Raw genomic sequence first — 19,502 nt, forward strand, 5'->3', positions numbered from 1 at the left:
ACGCTGCGCGCGTTCCTGTGTGCGGCGCTCGCGGCGTGAGCTTTTGGTGCGGTGAGCCAACGTTTGGGTCATCGGATAAAGTGCGCGGATAAAGTGCGCGGATAACGTGCGCGGATAACGTGCGCGGATAACGTGCGTCGAGACGAGGTGAATGGACTTCGGTTCCGAGGCGTGGAAGCGCAGCGCCTGCCAGAGTCAACCGGCAGGCGCCGCGCCTGAACGTCTTACTCGAGTCCGCGCTTCTTGAACGACTCGTCGATTTTCCTGTCGACTTGCCTGCGCACCTGGTCGACGCTGAAGCTCGCGGGACGCTGGCTCGGTGGGTACTGAACGAATGTCTGAAGGAATTCCGTCGCTTTCATCGTCGAGATTGCAACGAGATAGGCGTTCTTCACCAGCCAGTCGTTGTACTGATCGGACGTCACGTCAGCTCGCTCATAGGGGTCCATCCTCAGGTTGAACACCTTCGGGAAACGCAGGCAGACGAACGGATCCTGCCAGATATCCAGATTGCCCTTGGCGCGCTGCTCGCAGAACACGGTCTTCCACGCGTTTCCATCCTTGTCCCAGCGCATGGCCACCAGTTCGCCGTCGTCGTTGAAGTAGTAAAACTCGGTTCGTGGATCCTGAGCCGTCTGGCCCGTCAGGTATGGCAACTGGTTGTATCCGTCGAGGTGGTTCTTGAAGCTGGTGCCGCCCGCCTTGGGAGCCCATCCTTTCAGCAAACGGTCCTTCACGCCGTTGTCGCCCGCCGCCGCGAGCAGCGTCGGGAACCAGTCGAGCCCCGAGAACATGCCATTGGATGTCTCGCCCGCCTTGATGTGACCCGGCCACCGCACCATGGCCGGCACACGGAACGCGCCTTCCCAATTGGAGTCCTTCTCGCTGCGGAACGGCGTGGTTGCCGCGTCCGGCCAGGAGAACTGGTTCGGCCCGTTGTCGGTCGTGTAGATGACGATGGTGTTCTTCGAGATGTTCAGGTCATCGAGCAGCTTGAGCAGTTTGCCGACGTCCTGGTCGTGCTCCCACATGCCGTCGGCATATTCGTTGCCGGCCATGCCGCTCTTGCCTCTGAACTCGGGCCGCACGTGGGTGAAAACGTGCATGCGCGTAAAGTTCATCCACACGAAGAAGGGCGTGCCGTTCTTGACCTGCTTGCGGATGAATTCCTCAGCGTGCGCGCCGGTTTCGTCGTCGATGGTTTCCATGCGTTTGGTGGTAAGCGGCCCGGTGTCCTGAACCTTGCCGTCCGAGGTGCTATGAATCACGCCGCGCGGCGAGAAATTCTTCACGTACGGGTCGTTCTTGTCCTTCGGCCAATACGGTCGCTCCGGTTCTTCCTCGGCGTTCAGGTGGTACAGGTTGCCGTAGAACTCGTCGAAACCGTGATTGGTCGGCAGGTACTCGTTCTTGTCGCCCAAATGATTCTTGCCGAACTGGCCGGTTGCATAGCCAAGCGGCTTGAGCGCCTGAGCGATGGTCATGTCGCCTTTTTGCAGACCCACCGGCGCACCCGGCGCGCCGACCTTGGACAGCCCGGTGCGCAACGGCGTCTGACCTGTGATGAACGAAGAGCGGCCCGCCGTACAGCTGTTCTCGGCGTAATAGTCCGTGAAGATCATGCCTTCATTGGCAATCCGATCGATATTGGGCGTCTTGTAACCCACCACGCCGCGCGTGTACGCGCTGATATTCGCCTGCCCGACGTCATCGCCGAAAATCACGAGGATGTTCGGCTTCGCCGACGACTTCGCGACCGGTTGCGGCGCGCTCGTCGCAGCGGGTTTGGCCGCCGGTTGGGTTTGGGCCGGCGCGTTGATGGATGGAAAAATCACCGCGCCGAACGCGGCAAGGGCAATCGCGCCGGCCCCCAACGCGTATCGCCCTCTTTTCAATAACTTTGTCATCTTGTCGCTCCAAAGGAGTTGACTCTTATCTCCCACTACGCAGTGCTCCGCGTGGCGGGGCGCGTCTCGTCGGCCGCCGGCAGTGCGCGGCCTGAACTCGCCGCGCGCCGCTTACTGCTTCGGCGCGGGAAAGACTGTTTGCCAATCGTTCTTCATGCTCACTACCGTCCAGCCGTCGGCTACCGCTTCGTCCCACGCCTTGTCCAGCTTGCCCACTTTCGACGTGCGGTCGTAAGCGAATTCACGCGCGGCGTCGTCGTGATGCAACAGCAATGCGAGATGCCGTCCGGGCCCCGCGGCGGTGTACTGCAGCATTTGCAGATCGCCGTCGGAATTGCCGAACGCGAGAATCGGCTTGTGGCCGATGTGGCGATAGATGCCCACGGGTTTGCCTGGACCGTCGTCGATGAAATCGAGTTTCGGCTCGCGCACGAGTACGGGTTGGCCGTTGCGCACCTCGTACTGCACCACCTGGCTGGAGCCGATCACCTGCTCGGGCGGAATGCCGTACGCCTTCTCGGCCCAGACGCGCATGAACTCGGCCGTGCCGCCCGAAACGATGAAGGTCTTGAAGCCGTTGGCACGCAGGTAGGCGAGCAATTCGAGTTGCGGCTGATAGACGAGGTCGGTATAGGGCCGGTTGAATTTCGGGTGGCGCGCGCTTGCCAGCCACGCGCCGATGGTCTTGTGGTAGTCGTCGACGGTCATGCCGCTATTGGCGAGCGTGACGAGTTGCAGCAACGCCTTCTGCTGGCTCGCGAGGGCATCGTAGTCTTTTGCGACGAGCGCCTTGAAAGCCGGATTGTCTTTCCATTCGGGATGCCGCGGGGCCGCCGCCTTCACCTGTTCGAGCATGAAGACAAACTGGAAATACAGCGGTTGTTCGCTCCACAGCGTGCCGTCGTTGTCGAATACGGCAATGCGTTGCGCCGGCGGCACGAACGACGGCGAGCCCTCGCGGGTGACATCGGCAACGAAGGACTGGATCGCCTGTTTGGCGGCCGTGTCGCGCCATGAGCTCAGTGTGGCGGCGGGGCGTGTCGCCGTGGCTTGAACAGGCGGGAGGCCGTCGTGAGAAGCGGCGCAGCCGGCGAGACTCAGCGCCACGCATACGGCCCGGATCAGGCGCAGCGGACGGCTCGACCACACAGGCTGACGGCGCAAATGCATTCACACTCCAATTTGAATAGACGATCGATCGCAACGCGCGCCCGTAGATCGCAGCGCGAAAAAAGAGGTTTGCCAACGGCTCGGTGTGCGCTAACCGCCGGGGATGGCAGGCGCGCCGGCGGCCTTTGCCGACGCCTGACGGGCACCGGCTTCTTTCCAGATGTCCTCGTCCATCACCAGCCGGAAGCCCAGATGCGACATGCTGTTGTAGGGATCGGTGCCGCGTCTCGCGCTGGGCCGGTAGCTCAGGCAATAGATTTCGTTGCAGAGGAACGAACCGCCGCGGGTCACGCGTTTGGGAGCGTTGACGGGCACGCCCGGATCAGCGGGATCCCACGAATCGCGCGGGCCCGCCGGGTTGTCGATCGCGCTCGTACTGACGGCCTCGCGTCTGAACTGATCCGCGCGATACCAGTCGGCAACCCATTGCCAGGCGTTGCCGGTCATGTCGGAAAGGCCATAGCCGTTGGCCGGAAAAGTGCCCACCGGGCTCGTGCCGAGCGCGCCGCCGGCTTTCGGATTGACGACCGGGAAAGCCTGCGGCTGCTGGCCTTGCCACACGTTGGCCATCTGTTTGCCGTTGGGCGAGAACTGCTCGCCCCAGGCGTAAGTAGCCTGTTCGAGGCCGCCGCGCGCGGCGAACTCCCATTCGGCTTCCGTCGGCAGGCGCTTGCCGGCCCATTTGGCATAAGCCTGCGCATCTTCGTAGGAGACCTGAACCACCGGATGATCGTCTTTACCGATGATGTTGCTGTCCGGCCCGGTCGGATGACGCCAGTCGGCGCCCGGCACATAGCGCCACCACTGCGAATAGTCTTCCAGCGGCACGGGGCGACTGGTGCCGACGAACACCATTGCGCCCGCGACCATCGCGCTTTCGGGCGGGCGCGGTGTGCCGGGCGGTAGCTGGACTTTCAGCGTGTCCCAGTCAGGCTTTTTCTCGGCAGTGGTGACGTAGCCGGTCGCTTCGACGAAGCGGCGGAATTCCGCGTTCGTGACATGATGGCGGTCCATCCAGAAGCCATGCACCTTGACCTTGTGCGCGGGACGCTCGTTCGGTTGCGCCTGTTTGGCGTCGCTGCCCATGAGGAACTGGCCGCCGGGCACCCACGCCATACCGAGCGGCCCGTGCGTGCCGTCGCCGAGGACGATTTGCGGATGAGCGGGAGTGTGCGGCGTGAAGGCCCAACTGACGGCGCCGCCGATACATGCCGGCAGCATGACGAGCAGGGCGCCCCACAGCACCAGCTTGCGCGCGCGGCCGGCGCGCATTGGGGGCGTTACGACCGATCCGTTGGAACGGGACGACTTTGCGGGCCCTCGATCTTTTTCACTCTTCATCTTCTCTCTTGCAGTGAAACGGCCGGGTCGTGTGCGACGTCCACTCTCTTTTTTGACTTTCAACTTCAAACTACAGGACAAGCTTCGCGATACAGAATAAGAATTTTCCATAAGCGCAAACAAGCCAGTTGGAGATTAGCAATTTTTTGCTGAGATTTCCTATCTTTTTTTTAGCATGCGCTTGAGACACTTTGACGAATGCGCAGCCTTGCATTAACGTGTCTGGCGACGGGCATGGGCATCCGGGTCGTCCAATCAGATACGACATTAATGACTTGAGAGAAAGGACGATGCGCGATACCGTTCTGCAGTTCGAAGCGAGCGTGAATCAGGCTGTGGTGGGCCAGCAGTCAGTGGTTCGCCAGGTGTTGATCGCCTTGCTGGCCGACGGTCACGTGCTGCTGGAGAGTCTGCCCGGGCTCGCCAAAACGCGCACGGTCAAGGCAATCGCCACGCGGCTCGCCGCGACCATGAGCCGGATCCAGTTCACGCCCGACCTGTTGCCCTCGGACATCACGGGAGCGGAAACGCTGCTGCAATCGGGCAGCGAACGCACGCTCAGTTTTCAGCCGGGTCCGATTTTCGGCAATCTGATTCTTGCGGACGAAATCAACCGCGCGCCGGCCAAGGTTCAATCCGCATTGCTCGAAGCAATGGAAGAGCGGCAGATATCCGTCGGGGGAAAAACGCACCGCATGGCCGCGCTATTTCTCGTCATGGCCACTCAGAATCCGATTGAACAGGAAGGTACTTATCCATTGCCGGAAGCGCAAATGGACCGCTTTCTTCTCAAGGTGCTAATCGGCTATCCGGCACCCGACAGCGAAGTCGCCATGCTGCGCCTGCTGCGGCAGGAGAGCGGCGCGTCCGCCGAGGCACCGGCCATGCTGTCACAGGACATCATTTTCGCGGTGCGCGAAGAGGTCCGGCAGATTGTCGTCGCACCCGCGATCGACGACTATATCGTGTCGATCGTCAACGCGACGCGTCACGGCGCGCAGATCGACGCGGAACTCGGCAAATGGATCGAGGTCGGCGCGAGCCCGCGCGGCGCGATCGGCCTCGACCGGGCGAGCCGCGTGCACGCCTGGCTGAACGCGCGCGGTTTCGTGACGCCGGACGACGTGCGCGCCGTCATTCATCCGGTGCTGCGGCATCGGCTGATTCTGTCTTACGACGCCAATGCGGACAGCATCAGCGCCGACCGGGTCATCGACCGGCTGATCGAAAAGGTCGCGGTGCCGGCCTGAAGCGGGTGTTTTCTCAATGCGAAGGAGTGGCGTGGCCGTGATGTCCTCAACTGCGATCGGCAGCGTGTATGTCGACGCCGCGCATCTTGCAAAGCTCGAATTTCAGGCGCGCGGGCTGAGTTTCGTCGCGCCCGCGCCGGTGTCGAGCGTGCTGTCGGGCGCGCATGCGTCGCGTCTGCGCGGGCGCGGCCTGAACTTCGAGGAGATTCGCGGCTATCTGCCGGGCGACGATGTCCGTCATATCGACTGGAAGTCGTCGTTGCGGCTCGGCAAACCCCAGGTTCGCACCTATACCGAGGAACGCGACCGGCCGTTGCTGGTCGTCGTCGATCAACGCATGAGCATGTTTTTCGGTTCGCGCCGCGCGTTCAAATCGGTCGTGGCCGCCGAGACGGCGGCGCTTGCCGTGTGGATGGGATTCGTCGCGGGCGACCGCGTCGGCGGGGTGCTCTTCAACGACAGCCAGCTCACGCGCATCAAGCCGTTGCGCAGCCGCAGCCGTATCAAGACGCTGTTCGGCGCGCTCGCGGCGATGAACGGCGCACTGCACGCCGAAAGCGAGACCCGAACCAATTATGAGCAACTCGACGCCGCGCTCGAAGGCGTGCTTCAACTCGCGGGGCACGACTATCTGGTTTGCGTAGTCAGCGATTTCGCCGGCGCGGGCGAGCGCACGCGGCGGCTATTGCGGCAACTGGCCGCGCACAACGATGTCGTCGCGGCAATGATCTTCGATCCCCTGTGGCAACAGATGCCCGGTCACCGTGCGCTGGTGGTCAGCGAAGGGCGCCTGCAGGTCGAATTGCGCATCGAACAGGAGCGCGTGCGCCGGCCGCTGTCGAGCCTGTTCAGCGGCCGCACCGCGGAAGTGGCCGAACTGCTGCGCACGAGCGGCGTGCCGCTGATGGCGTTGTCCACCGACGAGCCGGCCGTCGATCAGGTCCGCCGTCTTTTTGGCGAACGCGCGCGGCCTGCCGCGGGAAGCGGTATATGAGCGGCACGCCGGACGTCACGCTCACGCCGGCCGGTTCGTCGCCGCAACTGCAGGGGTTGCAGGAATTGCCATTGCCCGCGCCGGTATCGTATGCACCCCAAACTATCGGCTGGTGGGCGGTTGCAATCGTGTTGCTCGGTGCGGTCCTGCTGATTTCATGGAAGGCCTCGCGCCGCTACGGGCGCCAGCGTTACCGGCGCAATGCTTTACGCGAACTGGCGGCCATCGAAGCACGCCTTGCTTCCGGCCAGACCGATCCGATGCAACGCGCGGCCATGCTCGCTGCGATTCCTCGCCTGCTCAAGCGCACGTCGCTCGAAATCGCGCCGCGCGACCAGGTCGCGGCGCTCACCGGCGACGCATGGCTCGCGTTTTTACGCCGCACGCAGGGCCGCTTCGACGCTCAAACGGGGCCGCTGCTCACGCTGGCAAGCTACGCGCCGCCCCAGCAGGTGGCGCGCGTTTCACCGGACGAGGCAGCCGCGCTGATCCGCCACGCGCGTGACTGGATCGAGCATCATCATGTGGAAGTTTGATTTTCCGTGGATGTTCGCGCTGTTGCCGCTGCCTGTGTTGGTGTGGTGGCTGGCGCCGGCGTATCGCACCACGGCGATGGCCGTGCGCGTGCCGTTCTTTCACGAAATGGCGCAGGCCGCGGGTGAAAAACCGGCGCCCGGCGGCGTGCGGCTGCGCCGCCACTGGCTGCTGCGTTTGCTGCTGCCGGTGCTGTGGATACTGCTCGTGACCGGCGCGGCGAAGCCCGTATTCGTCGAGCCGCCCATCGTGCGCGACGAACCCGCACGCGACCTGATGCTCGCGATCGATCTGTCCGGGTCGATGGCCACCCGCGACTTCGTCGACGAGGCCGGCGAGCGCATGGACCGGCTGAGCGCCGTCAAGCGCGTGGTGGCCGACTTCGTGGCGAAGCGCAAGGGCGACCGCATCGGTCTCGTGGTGTTCGGCGACGCGGCTTACCCGCAGGCGCCGTTCACGCTCGATCACGACAGCGTGCGGATCCTGCTGGATCAGATGCAGATCGGCATGGCGGGGCCGCGCACGGCGATCGGCGACGCGATCGGACTGACCATCAAGCTGAGCGCGGATTCGCATGCGCAGGAGAAGGTGTTGATCCTGCTCACCGACGGCAACGACACCAGCAGCGCGATCCCGCCGGAGCGAGCCGCCGAGATCGCGAAGCAGCATCAACTGGTGGTGCACACGGTGGGCATCGGCGACCCCGCGACCACCGGCGAGGATCGGGTCGACCTCGATGCATTGGCGCATATTGCGAGCCTCACCGGCGGGCGTGCGTTTCGCGCGCTGGGTCATGAAAAAGATCTGGCCGATGTGTACGCGACGCTCGACAAACTGACGCCCGAGAAAATCAAGCGCGAGATCTACCGGCCGCAACACGACTATTTCTGGGTGCCTGTCGCGGCGGGCTTGTCCATGCTCGCGCTTTATCACGTGCTGGCATTGCTGATCGCGCTGTTGCGTTCGGCCCGGCGGGCGCGGCGCGCGCAAGGCTTGCCGGGCAGCGAGGTGCGCCATGGAAATTGACCTCACCGCATTCCATTTCCTGCGGCCGGCATGGCTGCTGTTGCTGATCCCGGCGCTCGTGCTGCCGTTCGTCTGGCTGCGCCGCAACGACGTCCGTGCGCGCTGGCGCGGTGTGATCGCGCCGGAATTGCTCGAGCATCTGATCGTCGGCGACACGCAGCGGCGTGTGATCCAGCCGGTCCATACGTTGGCGCTGCTGCTCGGCATCGGCGCGTTTGCCGCGGCGGGGCCGACATGGCAGCAGGAGCGCCCGCCGTTCAATCAGGACAAGGCGCCGCTCGTCGTCGTACTGGAGTTGGCTCATTCGATGGAAGCTACCGACATCGCGCCGACCCGCCTCGAACGCGCGAAGCAGAAGGTGCTCGATCTCGCGAGAGCGCGCAAGGGCGCGCGAACCGGACTGGTGGTGTTCGCGGCAACGGCCCACCTCGTGGTGCCGCCAACCGAAGACCCCGCGATGCTCGAACTCTATGTGCCCGCGCTCTCGCCCGCGCTGATGCCGCGCGACGGCAAGAATGCGAGCGCCGGTCTCGATGTCGCCGAGCGGTTGCTGGCGAACGACCCGGCGGCGGGCACGATCGTTTTCATGAGCGACGGCTTCGATGCGAGCGGCGCGGACGCTTTCGTACGGAAAGCGAAAGCGCTGCGGCACCAGTTGCTCTGGCTCGCGGTCGGCACGGAACACGGCGGGCCGATTCGCGGGCCAGACGGCTTGATCCAGATGGACCGCGAAGGCCATCCGCTGATGGGCACGTTCGACGCCGACGCGATCCGCAATGTCGCGCGCGAGGCCGGCATTCCGCTTGCCAGCATGCGTGCGGATGACGACGACGTGTCATGGGTCCAGCATCGCGCGCAGGCTTACCTCGCGCAAGCGGAGGAGGCCAGAATCGAGCCGCGCTGGAAGGAGAGCGGCTACTGGCTCGTGTTGCCGTTGCTGCTGCTCGCGCTGTGGAGTTTCCGGCGCGGCTGGACCGTCAAGTGGCTGCCCGTCGTGCTGATCTCGCTCACCTTCGGCGCGTTGCCGCACCCCGCGCAAGCGGCGTCATGGCACTGGCTCGATCTGTTCGCGACCCACGACCAGCAAGGGCGTTGGAATCTCGAACACGGCCGCTACAAGGCCGCGGCCGGGCGCTTCGACGATCCGGTGTGGAAGGGCCGCGCGCAATATCTCGCGGGCGACTACGCCGGCGCGCTCGACACCTTCTCGCACCTGAAAACGGCGCAATCCTATTTCTATATCGGCAATACGCTGGCGCATCTCGACGACTACGCCGGCGCGATCAAGGCATACGACAACGCGCTCAAACTGCAACCGTCGCTCGCGCAGGCCGCCGCCAATCGCGCGACCATGCAGACGCTGCTGGCGCGAGACAAACAGAACGAGGCCGACCCGGAGGAGGATCCGCCTGACCAGGTGCAGGTGGACAAGAAGAAGGGCAGAGGCACGACAGCGGTGATCGAAGCCGCGCCGCGTCCGGCCGAGGATGCCTGGATGCGCAATCTGAACACCTCGCCCGCGGTCTTCCTGCAACAGCGCTTCGAACAGGAATCCTCGGCAAAGACGGGCGGTGCGCCATGAAGCGGTTTGCTCGCAGCCTCGCGCTGCTTGCCGCATTGCTGCTGTCCTTGCTGGCGTGCGGACCCGCGACGGCCGATCCCGCGCCGCGCATCATGGCGCGCGCGCATCTCGAACCGGCCGGCCCGGTCGTGGCGGGGAGCGAGGTCAAGCTCGTCGTCGATCTGTTGACGACCACATGGTTTACCGAGGCGCCCAACTGGCCATTGTTCACCGTTGCCGACGCGATCGTGAACCTGCCCGACGAGCACGCGGTCAATCTGTCGGAGGACATAGACGGCACGCGCTGGTTCGGCGTGAGCCGCGCGTACCGGATCGCGCCGCAGGCGGCCAAGACCTTCGAGATCGCGCCGGTGGCCATCACGGTCTACCCCGGCGGTATGACAGGCCCGGCGCAGGTGTCGACGCCCGCCTTGAAGTTCGTCGCTACGTTGCCGCCTGGCGCGGAAGGCATGACCCCGTTTTTCGCCGCGCCCAAACTCACCGTCGAACAAAAACTGGAACCCGCACCGGGCCATCTCGCCGTCGGTGCACCGCTGACCCGTACGATTACGCAGCGGGCCGCCGGCACCGAGTCGATGCTGATTCCGCCTGCCGTACTCGCGGAGGTGCCGGGACTCAAGCGCTATGCGAGACCCGCGGCAACGCGCAACTTCGTCGAGGACCGCGCGGGGCTCGTGGCCGGCGAGCGAACCGATAGCGCGAGCTACGTTGCCGAGCGCAGCGGCACGTTCAGTCTGCCGCCGGTGACGCTCGAATGGTGAAACACGACCATGCGGCGCAAGGAAACAATCGTGTTGCCGGCGGTGCGATTTTCGGCCGCCGCCGCGCGCGAAAAACCGCTCTTCGACATTCCGCTGGAGGTCACGCGCGGGGGTATGCCGCATCGCATCGTCGTGATACACGCTCGTGAGGCCATCGCCGGCGGTCTCGTGGTGTTCGGTGGGATCCTGCTGATCGCGTTGCGCGCGCGTGCCGCGTCTTTCGTGCGCCGGGGTCAGCGCGCGTTGACCGAGGCGCGCAAGCGCTGGTTGGCGAGCGATACGCGCGCCTGGCGCAAACTGTCCATGACCGCGCGCAAGGGAGACCGGCGGCGGACCATTCCCGCGTTGTATGCGTGGATGGACCGAGGACGCGACTTCGGCCGTCCGGCGCGGCTCGATAATATCGATACCGGCGCGGATCCGCACGCCGCGAAGCTGATCGCCGCAGTCGAGTCGAACTATGCGGGAGACCAGGCGCGCCGTTTTCCTCATTGGAAAGACATCGCCGCGGTTCTGCGCAGGAACGCGGATCGCGCGAGGTCGAAACGGGAAGGAGAAACCTTGCCTAGACCGTTGAACCCGTTCACGGAACCGGCAGATTGAGGGCGCACACGGCGCGACCCGTGCGAGCGGCATCGCGACGCTCAACCACCAGGGCGACAGGGACTTCGGTTCTCTGAAAAAATCATCATTAGTCAAGCGCTTTTCACCTGCGCTCGATTTTCCCTCACGCTTTCACAACACAAAAAACAACACTTTTTATCCGACAACGTTTGCGCCGGGCCAGGGTCGCCGATACGGTGTGTTTGCCTATTTACAAAATAAGAAGTCATCGAAATACTCCCACGTGGACTTGAAAGGCGAGTGTCAACGAAAAGTCATGCTAGTCCGTTAACCGGACATCGACCGCAAACTGGTCGATGTCACGTCCAGCTCGCTGCGCCCCCATGAACAAGCGTTTGCCTCCCCGCCGCGGTGGTCCGAGGTGAATATTACGAACTATTTCGATCCGGTCGTTGCAGACAGAAAAGGTGCCGGGAGGCAAGTCAGCGTAATGAAAGCATTAAGCGTTCTCCACAGTGAGTCGTCGCAGGGATGGGGCGGCCAGGAGGTTCGCACGCTCAAGGAAATGATCGCGCTTCGCGCGCTCGGTCATAACGTCGAACTCGTTTGCCCGGACGATGCGTGTATCGGCATCCGTGCGCGCGCCGAAGGCTTCGCCGTGCATCATGCGCGCATGCGGACCGGCGGCGATCTGCGCTCCATGCTGGCCATCCAGACGCTGCTCGAGCGCCGTCGTTTCAATGTGCTGAACACTCATAGCGGGCATGACAGTCTCGTCGCCGGCACCGCGGGGCGGCTCGCGCGCACGCCGTTCATCGTGCGCACGCGGCACCTGGCGTTGCCTATCACGTCGTTGGCCACGTATAACTGGATTCCTCATCGCGTCGTCGCCGTGAGCCATCATGTGCGCAATTACCTGATTTCGGCGGGCGTACCCGAAAGCCGGGTGGAGACGATTTACGACGGCATCGTGAAGCCGGAAGCGCTGAGCCGCTCCACACTGCGTGACGAGCTCGGACTGGACGCCGATGCCGTCGTCGCCGGCATGGTGGCGATCATCCGCGAGAAAAAAGGCCATGAGGATCTCATCGCGGCCGTTCAGCCGATGCTGGCCGAGCGGCCCAATCTGCATGTCGTGATGGCGGGCGACGGCGTGTGGTTCGAGAAGATCAAGGCGATTGTCGACGGCATGGGGCTCGCCGATCGCATCCATCTGCTGGGATTCCGCAAGGACATTACTAACGTCTTACGCGGCTGCGATTTCTTCGTTTTGCCCACGCATCAGGAAGCGCTCGGCCAGTCGTTCATCGAAGCGATGGCGGCAGGTCTGCCGGTGATCGGCACGCGCGTGGACGGGGTGCCCGAGTTGATCGACGACGGCGTGAACGGCCTGCTCGTGCCGCCCCACGACGTCGAGGCATTGAGAAGCGCGCTGGCGCGTCTGATCGACGATGTGCCGCTGCGCGAGCGGCTGGGACTGGCCGCGCGTCTGAAGACCGACAGCCGTTTTACGGTCGAGGCCATGGCCAGCGAGACCGTCGACTGCTATATGCGCGGCATCTATGCCCGGCGCCCTTACTACAGCCAATGGCGGGCGACGGCATGACGAAGTTCGCGCGCGCGGTGCCCGTGCTGATGTATCACCACATCAGCACGTCGCCGGGCATGATCACGGTGTCGCCCGAGCATTTTGCCGAGCAAATGGCGTATCTGGCCGGCGCGGGTTACACCACCATCGGCAGCGCGCAACTGTCGGCCTATCTGGCGGGTGAGCCCCTGCCGGAGAAGTCCGTCGTGCTGACATTCGACGACGGCTACCTCGACAACTGGGTGCATGCGCATCCGGTTCTGCAGGCGCATGGATTGACCGCATTGTGCTTTCTCGTGACGAGCTGGATCGGCGAAGGGCCGGTGCGCGCGCATGCCCGCTCGGGCGGCGCCATGCCGGCGCTACTCAATCACCACGAGGGCGAACGGGCGATTGAAAACGGCGAGCCGGACCGGGCGATTCTTCGCTGGTCGGAGATTCATGCCATGCGCGAAGCCGGCACATTCGAATTTCACAGTCACACGCATAGCCACGTGCGGTGGGATCAGGTGTCGGCCCATGCGGAGGAGAAATGCGCGGGGCTGTCACGCGATCTCGCCAGCGCGCGCGCCGCGCTGGAGCAGAACCTGGGTGCCGTGTCGGATCATCTGTGCTGGCCGCAGGGCTATCACGACGCCGACTATCGCCGCATCGCGGCGCAGGCCGGTTTCCGGCACTTCTACACGTGCGAACCGGGTTCGAACTATGCGGGCCGCAACGATGACGCGGCGCGCTCGATCACTCGCCTCGAAGTGCGGAACAAGCCGGCTTCGTGGCTGGCCTCGCGGCTATGGGTGCACACACGGCCGACGATCAGCCGGGCGTATCTCAAGATCAAACGTTGATCCCCTGAACCAGCACGGCCCCGCGCCTCACAGCTGCGATTCGATCGGCAGCAAGCCGAGCAACCAGATGCCGATCCGCTTCATGCCGGACACGCCGGGTTCGCCGCTCTCGGTCACCTTGCCATCGGGCGCCGTGTCGATCCACACGATCCGGCTCGTGCCGTTCGCATTCTCGCGGGTTTCGAGCCGCCAGGCGATCTGGTCCAGCTTCGGCTCGAGTCCGTCCGCGACCTGAGCGGCGAGCGGGGCGCTTTCGCAGTACACGCCGATCTCCGTATTGAGGGTGACGGAACGAGGATCGAGATTCATCGAGCCAATGAAGATACTGCTTCTGTCGAACACATAAGTCTTTGCATGCAGCGAGGCTTTCGAGGAGCCGAGAAGCGATTTTTTCGTGTCGCCGCCGTCGTTACCGGCGATCGGCTTCAACTCGTAGAGATGCACCCCCGCGTCGAGCAGATCCTGGCGATAGCGCTGATAGCCCGCGTGAACGGCGGCGACATCGGTCGCGGCGAGCGAGTTCGTCAGCACGGTGACGCGCACGCCGCGCTGCGTCTGGGCGCGCATCCACGCCACGCCCTTTTTGCCGGGCACGAAGTACGGCGAGATGATCAGCACTTCCTTGCTGGGCTCGATACTCAGCGCATTGAACTGCGATAGCAAGTGTCCCTGGGGATCGTCCGGCGAGCGGGTGATCTTGGCGGGATCGTCGTAGAGCAGCGCGGCATTGCCCCAGGAGAAATCGGTATCGCGCGCCGCCAGCGTTTCGCCGAGCCTGGTTCTCGCCTGGGTGACATAAGGCGAATCGTGCTCGGACGCAATGAACGCCGCGAGCTTCGCGCGATACGCCGGCAGCGCGTCCGGCTCGGCGGCATGTCCGGTCAGGCTGACGATCGGATAGGCGGCCTGCGAGTTCCAGAATTCGTCGAAGGCGTTGGACACCTTATGAACCACGGGTCCGAACGTCAGCACGTCGAGGTCGCCGAAATCGACCTCGCTGGATGCGCCGAAGTATTCGTCGCCGATATTGCGACCGCCCAGAATGGCGGCCTGGTTGTCCGCGATCAGCGACTTGTTGTGCATACGGCGATTGATCCGGCTGAACTCCAGCGCCGAGCCCAGCTTCTTGAAGGTGCGGTTGGCGATCGGATTGAACAGCCGGATTTCGACGTTGGGGTGCGAGCTGACGGCGAGCAGAACCTTGTCGTCGGCGCCCGTGCCTAGATCGTCGAGCAGAACGCGAACCCGCACGCCGCGATCGGCGGCTTTGAGCACCGCATAGGCCAGGTGGCGGCCGGTCAGATCGTCGTGCCAGATGTAGTACTGCAGGTCGAGCGTGCGCTCGGCCGCTTCCGCCAGCACGATGCGGGCGAGCAGGGCATCGACGCCGTTGGACAGCAGGTGAAAAGCACTGGTGTCGGGATGCTTGTGCCCCTGCGGCACGAAGGCGGCGCCCAGCCGGGTGCTGTCCGTGTCCGTCAGGGCGTGCGTCTCGTTACGGCCGGCCTGCGGCGGCAAGCTCGCGCAGGCGGACAGCAGCGTGATCAGTAAGACTGCGGCAATGCCACGAAACGTCGCCATGTTGTGTCCTTCGATCGCCCAGTCCGTAAGATAGCCGCAGACGGGGGGCGAGTCGAGTGAGCACCGATGGCGTGTCGGATTGGTGCGATCGTACCGGTCGCGGCGTGTGGCGGCCTCCTCAGTTCACGGCGACGGCGGCGGCCGCGCTCACCGGCGAGCCTTCGATCGCCACCGATGGCGCGCCGTCCGGGCCGACGGGCACGTCGCCGACGAGCGTGGTCCGATACAGCTGCCGGTCGAAGTCGAGGTCGAAAATATCCGTGGGCGCGAGGTGAGCCGTTGCCCGGTTGTCCCAGAACGCGAGGCTGCCGGCCTCCCATTTGAAGCGCACGGTGAACTCCGGCCGCGTCACGTGTTCCCACAGCAGTTCGAGCAGCACCTGGCTTTCGCGCGGGCTCACGCCGACAATCAATTTGAGGAAGCTCGGGCTGACATACAGCGCCCGTTCGCCCGTTTCCGGATGAACCCTGACAAGGGGATGCTCGGTCACGAGGGTGCGCTGCTCGACGGCCTGGACGAACGCCTGCGTTCCGCTCGCACCGGCCGGCGGCGTAAAACGGTGAACGCCGCGCAAACCGTCGACGAACGAGCGCAGCGGTGCCGACAGCTTCTGATAGGCGGCCACCAGGTTGGTCCACTGCGTGTCGCCGCCGTACGGGGGAATCGTCACGCCACGCAGGATCGACGCCCAGGGCGGATTGACCGCGGCCGTGACGTCCGTGTGCCAGCCAGTCCAGGGGCGTTGCAGCGCCTGCCCCTCGAAGCGTGTTGCCTTGCGGTACTTCGAGATCGAATAGACCTCCGGATGCCCCTCCACGTGGCCGAACACCGGATGCCCCAGGGTCAGTTCGCCGAACTGCGCCGAGAAAGCGACATGCTGCTCGTGCGTCAGGAACTGCTCGCGAAAGAACACCACACGCCACTTCAGAAGCGCCGTGCGAATTTCTGCGATCTGGCGCGCATCCAGCTTCTGCGTGAGATCCACGCCGTCAATCTGCGCGCCGATATGCGCGGAAAGCGGCGTGATTCGAATCGACGGGTCGTCCTGCACTGCGGCTGCACTCATGGAAAGCTCCTTGCGAAAGAGAACGGGTGTGACGGCGTGAGTGCCGTCGCTTTATCGGCCGGCGGCGGCCGCGACCGGCTGCGCCGCGGCGCTGTATCGGTTGGTGGGACGCGGCAGACCGAGATTGCCGCGCAGCGTGCTGGCCTCGTATTCGGTGCGCAATAGTCCACGCCGCTGCAACTCGGGCACCACCAGTTCGGCAAATTCCGTCAATCCGCCCGGCAACCACGGCGACATGATGTTGAAACCGTCCGCGCCTTCTTCTTCGAACCACTGCTGTAACTGGTCCGCGATGCTCTGCGGCGTGCCGACCACCTGCTGATGACCACGCGCGCCCGCGATACGCAGATAAAGATCGCGGATCGTCAGGTTTTCGCGGCGCGCGAGATCGAATAGCAGACGTTGGCGGCTCTTGCCGCCGTTGGTTTCCGGCAATTCGGGCAACGGTCCGTCGACGGGGTACTGGGACAGATCGACGCCGCCCGACATGTTCGACAGCAGCGACAGGCCCACAGTCGGATGAATCAGGTCCTGCAGCGCGGCGAACTTCGCCTCGGCTTCCGCCTGGGTGCGGCCGACCACCGGGAAGATCCCCGGCATGATCTTCAGATGGTCCGGCGCGCGCCCGTATTTCGCCAGCCGTCCTTTGACATCGCGATAGAACGACTGCGCTTCGTCGAGCGTCTGATGGGCGACGAAGATCACTTCCGCGGTTTGCGCCGCGAGCTCGCGCCCGGCCTCGGACGCGCCGGCCTGCACGACGACCGGCCAGCCCTGCGGCGAACGCGCCACGTTCAGCGGCCCGCGCACCTTGAAGTGCTTGCCCTCGTGGCCGAGCACGTGCAGCTTGTGCGGATCGAAATAGACGCCGCTTGCCTTGTCGCGGATGAACGCATCGTCTTCCCAGCTATCCCAGAGGCCCGCGACCACGTCGTAGAACTCTCTGGCGCGCTCGTAGCGCAGCGCGTGTTCGGGATGGCGATCGAAACTGAAATTGAGCGCCTCGGATTCCGTGCTCGACGTGACGAGATTCCAGCCCGAGCGGCCGCCGCTCAGATGATCGAGCGAGGCGAATTTGCGCGCGAGGTTATACGGCTCGTTGAACGTGGTGGAGACCGTGGCGATCAGGCCGATGTGTTTCGTCACCACCGAAAGCGCCGACAGCAAGGTAAGCGGTTCGAAATGATCGGCGCGCGCGGTGCGCGATAGCGACGCCAGATGGGTGTCGCGCACGCTCACGCTGTCGGCGAAAAAAATCGCATCGAACCGGGCGCGCTCGGCGATCTGCGCGAGCTCGGCGTAGTGCGCGAAATCGAGCCCGCCGCCCGCATGCGCATCGGGATGCCGCCATGCCGCGATGTGATGGCCGGTCTCCATCAGAAAGGCGCCCAATCTGATCTGCCGCTTCGGCTGTTTGTCGCCGCTCATTGTTAGCTCCGTGAAGGTGGGTTGTGCGGGTGGGAGAGCGGACGCGTCACCACGCGAGCCGCCATTCGGAGATTGGCGGATTCGCCACGGCAATGCGCGTGCCGCCGGGCGGCGTATCGTCCGCGTGCGGCTCGCGTGGCGCGCCGACATGCTCGGCGAAGTCGGCCAGCACTTCGTCGCGCAAACGGATGAAGCGGGGATCGTGGCGCTCGCGCGGGCGCGGCAATGCCACGTCGACGATCCGCTTGATGCGCCCCGGGCGCGGCGCCATCGTGACGACGCGCTCACCGAGGTAAAGCGCTTCGTCGACATCGTGCGTGACGAGGATCATCGTGATGCGTTCGTGTTCCCAGATGCGCTGCAACTCGTTTTGCAAGCGGCCGCGCGTGAGTGCGTCGAGTGCGCCGAACGGCTCGTCGAGCAGCAGCACGCGCGGGCGGTTGACGAGGCCGCGCGCGATCGCCACGCGCTGCGCCATGCCGCCCGACAGTTGATGCGGGTAGGCATTTTCAAAACCCTTGAGGCCGACGAGCGCGATATGCTCCGCCACGGCCTCGCGCTTTTCAGCCGCGGAAAGCGGGGCGTTACGCAACGCGGCGAGAATGTTTTGCGCGGCCGTGAGCCACGGAAACAGGCGGTGGTCCTGGAACACGATCCCGCGTTCGAGCGACGTGTCGCGGACCTTGTCGCCCGCCACCACGATGTCGCCGCTATAGTCGGTGTCGAGTCCCGCGATCAGCCGCAGCAAGGTGGATTTGCCGCAGCCGCTCGAACCGAGCACGCTGACGAACTCGCCCGCGCGCACCCGCAGGCTGATGTCGTCGAGTACCGCGAGCGGCGCGCCGCCTTGCTGCGCATAGCGCTTGCTGACGTGAAGAATGTCGATGCTGTCGGAGAGCGTGGAAGACGTCATGAGCGGTCCGGGAGAGAAGGGTTCAGGCGCGGGTTCATCGAACGGCGGACTGGACTCGGGGTGCGAAGACGGCCCGCTCCACGGTGCGCGCGAGCGCGTTCAACGCCCAGCCCGTCACGCCCACCACGATCACCCCGAACAACACGAGATCCATGCGGAACTGCTCGCTGCCGTCGATCAGCGTATTGCCGATGCCGCTGCCCGCCACCAGCAGATATTCGGCGCCGAGCGTGGCGAGCCACGAATAGATCAACGCGAGGTAGAGGCCGGTGAAGATCGACGGCAGCGCGGCCGGCAGGATCACGGCGCGGATGAGCTGCCACCGCGAGTAACGGAAGGCCCGCGCGACTTCGATATAGGCGCGCGGCACCGCATGGATGCCGTCGCACGTGTGCGCGGTGACGGGCAGCAGCGCGGCGAGCGAGAGGAACACGACTTTCGCCGCGTCGCCCAGGCCGAACCATACAGAGATGAGCGGAATCCACGCGAACAGCGAGATCTGTTTGAAGGTGTCGAAGCTCGGCCCGATCATGCGTGTCGCAAGCCGTGAAAAGCCCAGCGCGCTGCCGAGCAGCAGGCCGCCTAGCGTGCCGATCACGAAGCCGCTCGCTTCGCGCGCGAGCGAGGCCGAGAGCGCCTTCAGAAGCGCGCCGCTCGCGACCTGCTGCCACGCGGTGGCAAGCACCTGCGCGGGACTGACCAGCAGCCCGCTTTTGATCAGGTGCGCCTCCGAGACGGCCCACCAGATCGCGATCGCGACGATGGGCAAGACCATGCCGCGCCAATCGAAGCGCGCCGACAGCGGGCGGCGCGGCCGCGCCGCCCGCCGGAACGCGGCGGGCGCGGCGCAGTCGCAAGCGGCGTCGGCGGATTTCGCCGACGGGTTCGAGCGCTTGAAGAGGGCGAGAGTCATCGTAGTGTCCTCACGGGCGTGGTTGCCTTGGGTCGCGTC

At 64.6% G+C, this 19,502-nt stretch carries 17 protein-coding genes; 9 read left to right on the forward strand and 8 right to left on the reverse strand.

The annotated features are described in order from the left end of the window. Positions 1-224: 224 nt before the first annotated feature. The 3 genes from CJU94_RS14690 to CJU94_RS14700 form a co-directional block, all read right to left on the reverse strand. Positions 225-1,907 carry an arylsulfatase gene (locus CJU94_RS14690; protein ID WP_095419303.1) on the reverse strand — a complete coding sequence of 561 codons (1,683 nt, stop codon included), beginning with the start codon at positions 1,905-1,907 and terminating at the stop codon, positions 225-227. Positions 1,908-2,018: 111 nt separating this feature from the next. Beyond that, positions 2,019-3,077 carry an HAD family hydrolase gene (locus tag CJU94_RS14695; protein WP_095419304.1) on the reverse strand — a complete coding sequence of 353 codons (1,059 nt, stop codon included), beginning with the start codon at positions 3,075-3,077 and terminating at the stop codon, positions 2,019-2,021. Positions 3,078-3,167: 90 nt separating this feature from the next. Next, positions 3,168-4,349, reverse strand: a complete 1,182-nt coding sequence (locus CJU94_RS14700; RefSeq protein ID WP_425272150.1) for a formylglycine-generating enzyme family protein — start codon at positions 4,347-4,349, stop codon at positions 3,168-3,170. A gap of 359 nt (positions 4,350-4,708) precedes the next feature. Here CJU94_RS14700 and CJU94_RS14705 point away from each other — a divergent pair, with 359 nt between their 5' ends. From CJU94_RS14705 to CJU94_RS14740, 9 genes are all read left to right on the forward strand, one after another. After that, positions 4,709-5,668: an AAA family ATPase gene (locus CJU94_RS14705; RefSeq protein WP_095419305.1), complete on the forward strand. Its 960-nt coding sequence runs from the start codon at positions 4,709-4,711 to the stop codon at positions 5,666-5,668. Positions 5,669-5,708: 40 nt separating this feature from the next. Next, the gene (locus tag CJU94_RS14710) at positions 5,709-6,662 is read left to right on the forward strand and encodes a DUF58 domain-containing protein (RefSeq protein ID WP_167397557.1); all 954 of its coding nucleotides are present in this window, start codon (positions 5,709-5,711) and stop codon (positions 6,660-6,662) included. After that, positions 6,659-7,198 carry a DUF4381 domain-containing protein gene (locus CJU94_RS14715; RefSeq protein WP_095419307.1) on the forward strand — a complete coding sequence of 180 codons (540 nt, stop codon included), beginning with the start codon at positions 6,659-6,661 and terminating at the stop codon, positions 7,196-7,198. Before CJU94_RS14710 ends, CJU94_RS14715 begins: the two co-directional genes overlap by 4 nt. Beyond that, entirely contained in the window at positions 7,185-8,222 is a 1,038-nt protein-coding gene (locus CJU94_RS14720; RefSeq protein WP_095419308.1) for a vWA domain-containing protein, read from the forward strand. Before CJU94_RS14715 ends, CJU94_RS14720 begins: the two co-directional genes overlap by 14 nt. Beyond that, positions 8,212-9,804 (forward strand): vWA domain-containing protein, encoded by a 1,593-nt coding sequence (locus CJU94_RS14725; RefSeq protein ID WP_095419309.1) that lies wholly within the window; start codon positions 8,212-8,214, stop codon positions 9,802-9,804. Before CJU94_RS14720 ends, CJU94_RS14725 begins: the two co-directional genes overlap by 11 nt. Next, entirely contained in the window at positions 9,801-10,565 is a 765-nt protein-coding gene (locus CJU94_RS41775) for a hypothetical protein (RefSeq protein ID WP_244220839.1), read from the forward strand. The genes CJU94_RS14725 and CJU94_RS41775 overlap by 4 nt, the downstream gene beginning before the upstream one ends. A gap of 9 nt (positions 10,566-10,574) precedes the next feature. Further along, positions 10,575-11,168, forward strand: a complete 594-nt coding sequence (locus CJU94_RS41780; protein WP_244220840.1) for a hypothetical protein — start codon at positions 10,575-10,577, stop codon at positions 11,166-11,168. A gap of 451 nt (positions 11,169-11,619) precedes the next feature. Beyond that, positions 11,620-12,735 carry a glycosyltransferase family 4 protein gene (locus CJU94_RS14735; protein WP_095419310.1) on the forward strand — a complete coding sequence of 372 codons (1,116 nt, stop codon included), beginning with the start codon at positions 11,620-11,622 and terminating at the stop codon, positions 12,733-12,735. Further along, on the forward strand, positions 12,732-13,562 hold the full coding sequence (locus CJU94_RS14740) for a polysaccharide deacetylase family protein (RefSeq protein WP_095420372.1): 831 nt from the start codon (positions 12,732-12,734) through the stop codon (positions 13,560-13,562). Before CJU94_RS14735 ends, CJU94_RS14740 begins: the two co-directional genes overlap by 4 nt. 27 nt (positions 13,563-13,589) lie before the next feature. Here CJU94_RS14740 and CJU94_RS14745 read toward each other — a convergent pair whose 3' ends face one another. The 5 genes from CJU94_RS14745 to CJU94_RS14765 form a co-directional block, all read right to left on the reverse strand. After that, on the reverse strand, positions 13,590-15,143 hold the full coding sequence (locus CJU94_RS14745) for a phospholipase D family protein (RefSeq protein WP_095419311.1): 1,554 nt from the start codon (positions 15,141-15,143) through the stop codon (positions 13,590-13,592). A 118-nt stretch (positions 15,144-15,261) separates the two neighbouring features. After that, complete coding sequence (locus tag CJU94_RS14750; RefSeq protein ID WP_095419312.1) at positions 15,262-16,209, reverse strand: TauD/TfdA dioxygenase family protein; 948 nt, start codon at positions 16,207-16,209, stop codon at positions 15,262-15,264. Positions 16,210-16,260: 51 nt separating this feature from the next. Further along, positions 16,261-17,637 carry an LLM class flavin-dependent oxidoreductase gene (locus tag CJU94_RS14755; protein ID WP_095419313.1) on the reverse strand — a complete coding sequence of 459 codons (1,377 nt, stop codon included), beginning with the start codon at positions 17,635-17,637 and terminating at the stop codon, positions 16,261-16,263. Positions 17,638-17,683: 46 nt separating this feature from the next. Then, positions 17,684-18,550 (reverse strand): ABC transporter ATP-binding protein, encoded by an 867-nt coding sequence (locus tag CJU94_RS14760; RefSeq protein WP_095419314.1) that lies wholly within the window; start codon positions 18,548-18,550, stop codon positions 17,684-17,686. Positions 18,551-18,584: 34 nt separating this feature from the next. Then, positions 18,585-19,463, reverse strand: coding sequence for an ABC transporter permease (locus tag CJU94_RS14765; RefSeq protein ID WP_095419315.1), 879 nt, complete (start codon positions 19,461-19,463; stop codon positions 18,585-18,587). Positions 19,464-19,502 lie beyond the last annotated feature (39 nt).

The organism is Paraburkholderia aromaticivorans (genome assembly GCF_002278075.1).
Classification (GTDB): domain Bacteria; phylum Pseudomonadota; class Gammaproteobacteria; order Burkholderiales; family Burkholderiaceae; genus Paraburkholderia; species Paraburkholderia aromaticivorans.